Consider the following 4,032-nt stretch of genomic DNA (forward strand, 5'->3'; position numbering starts at 1 on the left):
TCCATCTCGCTCTGCTCACGCTCGCCTGCGCGGTCATCTGCTCACGATTCGTTGACCAGTTTTGTTAGCGGCTCTAAGCAGATGGCGTTTCCCGCGGGCTTGATCCTCATGGACGTCTGGCGCGATCCGTCGCAGCCAACAAACGAAAAAACGGGCGCGCTTGGCTCACTCACTGCATTCGCTGCATTCGGATACGGGAACTCATTACCGGCTACTCGGGCAGCCGCGGGTATCGTTCGCTCACTTGACAAGGTCCCGCTAATGGGTGTCACCTTATTCAGGACGGGTCAAATGTCCGCGCGACGCTCGAAGCAGGTGCGCAGACGACGGAATGCGTGCAGTCAGGCATGGGTGCACTCGACTACCCACGGATCTTGCCGAGTCCACTGCCGTGGGCCTGGCACGCCCGGCGATCGAAGTCGGGATGCCGGCAGCATGGGGCGGTCGACGATACTTGTCGTGGCCTTATGCGCGGTCAGCGTAGATCCGACCAGGCTTGCGCAAGGGACGGCCTCGGCGTCCTGGAATGGCAGGAATCGCTTCGATCAGAGGCAGGAGTTGGGTAAGGTCGTGCGGTTCGCTCCGCTCCGGTCAGGACGACCGCGATCGGCGTGCCGTTAGCATCGCTGGTGACGTGGTGCTTGGAACCGGGTCGCGCGCGATCCGTGGGGTTCCGTCCTGTTTTTGGCCCGCCCAACCGCTCGAACTAAAGAGGAGTCGATGATGACGCGCGAGAAGTCGATGCGGTCCGCTGCACGTAGCTTGGCCAGCAAGATCTCGTGCAGGCGACCCCATACCCCCGCGCTTTGCCAGTCGCGTAGTCGGCGCCAGCAACTGACCCCAGAGCCGCAGCTCATTTTCCGCTGGGTAGTTCGTTCGCGAATGCCGCTTCTCAACAGAAACCGGATGCCAGTCAATGTGGCCTGATCCGACACGACCCGGATACCGGAATCGCCGCGGTTTGGGCGGCGGCAGAAGCGGTTCGATCAGTGCCCACAATTCGTCGTCGATGATCGGCTTGCCCATCCCCTCAGTCCTGTTGTTTACAACGGACGAGGTTAACAGGTTCGCCTTGTGGCCTTGTGGTTGGGTAACCGGGGACGCCGTCTACGGTAGAGATCGACGTCTGCGGGTATGGCTGGAATCCCGTGACCATGCTTTCGTACTCGCGGTGGTAAAGGACGAGCCACTCAGGTGGCAAGGGCCGACGTACGTATGTGCCGACGCAATTGCTCAGGCTCAGCCGACACGGGCCTGGAAGCGATTGTCCGCAGGTCAAGGGGCTAATTGTGAGCGCTTGTATGACTGGGCACTTGTACCTTTGTGGCGCTTGCAGAGGACTGCTGAAGAAAGGCGCTGAGGCCCACTATCTAATGGTTCGGAACACGCTTGATGAAACGCCTGAGTACGCCTTTTACGTCGTGTATGCCCACGCCGCCAGGCCACACGGCAGACTCTGGTTCGTGTCGCGGGCCGGCGATGGGAAATCGAAATTGCCCTCGAGGCGGCCAAGAGAGAATGTGGCCTGGACCACTATGAAGTGTGCAAATGGCATGGATGGTATCGGCATATCATCCTGTCACTGCTGGCTCCCGCGGTTCTTGTGGTGCTTCAGACCAAGGTCAACAAAAACTCCTGAAGATATGATCCCGCTAACCGTTCTTGAGTTGCGCCGTCTGTTATCGAGACTGCTGTGGCACTGCTTCCATTCAATTCAGCATATCCTCGGCTAGTCGACATGGCCGGCATCAGCTTCGCGCCAAAATCTGCCATTACCGAAGACGCGGTTGTTCCCCATCCCCCTACGACTGTAGTACTAAGAGGCGACTGGAAACAGCACAACCCTCGAATCTAAACGGAGGCAGTTCCTCGACGAATCTTTTGTCATACGGTACCCAACCCGCGCATATCAAAATGATCAACCGACGAAGACATATCAGTTTTTCGCGACAGAAATAACTTTATATACGCGGTCGACTTTGGCGAGGATCCATCGGCGGTAGCGGTCCAGACAAAGGAGCTTTTGTGAACATTGCAGTGCTCGAAGTCGCGTTGGATTTGCCGGACCCGTTAGTGCACACTGGCAAACGACCCGCGGCGGATTGCCTCTAGTTTCTAATGAAAGAAAAGGAGAACACTGGAACCTTTTGGGAATATTTTAACATTACATTCATATATTTAAAAAACCACCCACAAACGGAAATTCTTCTTTGTGGGTGGTGTATTTATATGAAAGTTTTAATATTCTAGCTCTGATCCTACTGTGCCTGTGAAGGGAGTGAAGGGAGTGGAGGCGGCGGACAGTAATCGCAATGCCAGCATCCGTTTTCATCGTAGTGACAATCCAATTCTTGGGCCAACGCTGGCAGGGCAGTCCCTAGAGTGATAGCGGAAAGAGTAATGCCAAATACACTTTTCATGAACCTTTGCATAATAATCTCCATTAAAAATGGAATCGGTTTATGCCATCAGGGATGGGTAGGATGAAGTCAATAAAACTTCGCTGTTTTCGCCATAGACCTCGATTACCTTCTCACGGAGTTCGCGGCAAATGGCTACAAGCAGTCTAGTCGCGAAGGACAGCATAGTGAATTCAGAGCGACACCCTATTTTTGACATGAATCAAAAATTGGTGAATTGGATAAATTCTTAAAGATTAGATATGAGCCAAGCATTTTTGTCGTTATTGTTTCGCGATTGTCTCTTTTGTTTCGTTTTACTCAAAATGGTTGATCTGACGAAAAATCGTGCGTAATGCAGCTTTTGTAGGCCGTGGCAATGCTTTGAGAAGAGGTGCCCGCACATACCATGCATTCGAAAGAGAACAACCGCCGTGTAGCACCTGTCTGGTTTGTTGGGTTTTATATTGCGGAATGCGAAGGGCAGGCGGCGAGCATCGACAGATCGTTGGTTGGATTGCTTAAGGGAGAACCCGGCAGCTCTTCACCGTCGTACAGATCGGTGTGGATAGCATGGCGATCCTGGCGGGTTTCCCTTGCGATAAGCATGGGACCGAGCTGCTCTTCGACGTCCCGCTGCTCTGATTGGGGCGCGATATCGCGAGCAGGGACGGCCAATATCGCTCGTTCCTGCCGGTGACGCTGCTGCCTACGCCATGCTGAAGCTGACTGGTATTCCGCCTAAGCCTTCAGACCACATCACCACAAAGGACATTGTCGCCATGGCCAATGCCGGCGCAGAGGCTGGCTACACAAACACGGAATTGCATCTGATCGCAATTCCAACTCGACTCGAAGTCGATACCGTGATCATGATGACGCCGGCGACGACGTGATGGCCCTGACAATCCAGGAATGCGCCGAGAGCGTGTGCCGCAAGCTGCAGCAAGAGCATTCACGACGTATGCAGATACATGGTGGACACATTTCCGGAGCGCACTTTGTAACATCAGCCGCATTCAACACGGTATATATGAAAACTTTTTCACAATTGGTGAGCGCTAGCATCCACGTTCATGTTGTGCGAACAGTCTCACCGGGTCTTGTCTTGATATGCAAATAGCTACTGAAGATCTTCCATTCTTGAGTCGCGCGAAGCAGTCCGCGACGAAGCCGCACTACCCCTCTTCAGAATACGAATACGTCTTCAATCCGAGCCCGAAGTGTGTTGGGTTTCCTCGTACGCACGGCTTCACCAAATTGGCCCCACGAGACGGATACGCTGATTGGTGAAGCCCTGCAACTGACACCTCGCTGTGAATAAGCTTATTTTGGCTCAAACAGGCGCTGTCGCCATATGCACGCTGGTCCCCACCATGATCGCGGCGCTGTAAAGGTAGGCCTTCTGGCTTACTCCCGCTCAATGGACTCAATGGAGGAGAAGTGAAGCTACGTTTGCCTCCCCATACGTATACGCCATGATGATGAAAATGCGGACCAGATGCGCTTCATCATTTCGGTGCTTGCGTTCACTTTGCTGCCGTGATGGAATCTTCCGCGCGTCAAGGTAGATGCGCCTCATTCATGCAGCCAGGCGTTGGTTTTCGGCGCCTGGCTTGATACCGGTGGGCAC

General features: G+C 54.1%; 2 protein-coding genes and 2 pseudogenes. 2 read left to right on the forward strand and 2 right to left on the reverse strand.

Translation table 11 applies throughout. The features are described from left to right. Nucleotides 1-344: 344 nt before the first annotated feature. A pseudogene (locus J8I82_RS38915) lies at nt 345-1,026 on the reverse strand (IS5 family transposase); the annotation flags it as partial. 52 nt (nt 1,027-1,078) lie between these two features. Here J8I82_RS38915 and J8I82_RS39840 point away from each other — a divergent pair. Then, nucleotides 1,079-1,639 (forward strand): annotated as a pseudogene (locus J8I82_RS39840) (transposase); the annotation flags it as partial. Between the two features lie 1,222 nt (nt 1,640-2,861). On the opposite strand, the gene J8I82_RS37315 reads toward J8I82_RS39840, so the two are convergent. Further along, entirely contained in the window at nt 2,862-3,008 is a 147-nt protein-coding gene (locus J8I82_RS37315) for a hypothetical protein (protein WP_209765600.1), read from the reverse strand. Nucleotides 3,009-3,115: 107 nt separating this feature from the next. Here J8I82_RS37315 and J8I82_RS37320 point away from each other — a divergent pair, with 107 nt between their 5' ends. Continuing rightward, entirely contained in the window at nt 3,116-3,295 is a 180-nt protein-coding gene (locus tag J8I82_RS37320; RefSeq protein WP_209765602.1) for a hypothetical protein, read from the forward strand. The last annotated feature ends 737 nt before the right edge of the window (nt 3,296-4,032 follow it).

The organism is Cupriavidus consociatus (genome assembly GCF_017814975.1).
GTDB lineage: Bacteria > Pseudomonadota > Gammaproteobacteria > Burkholderiales > Burkholderiaceae > Cupriavidus > Cupriavidus consociatus.

Excerpts from the sequence above, each read along its gene's own strand:
- J8I82_RS37315 (WP_209765600.1), bottom strand. The coding sequence starts at position 3,008 with ATGCTTATCGCAAGGGAAACCCGCCAGGATCGCCATGCTATCCACACC.
- J8I82_RS37320 (WP_209765602.1), top strand. The coding sequence starts at position 3,116 with ATGCTGAAGCTGACTGGTATTCCGCCTAAGCCTTCAGACCACATCACC.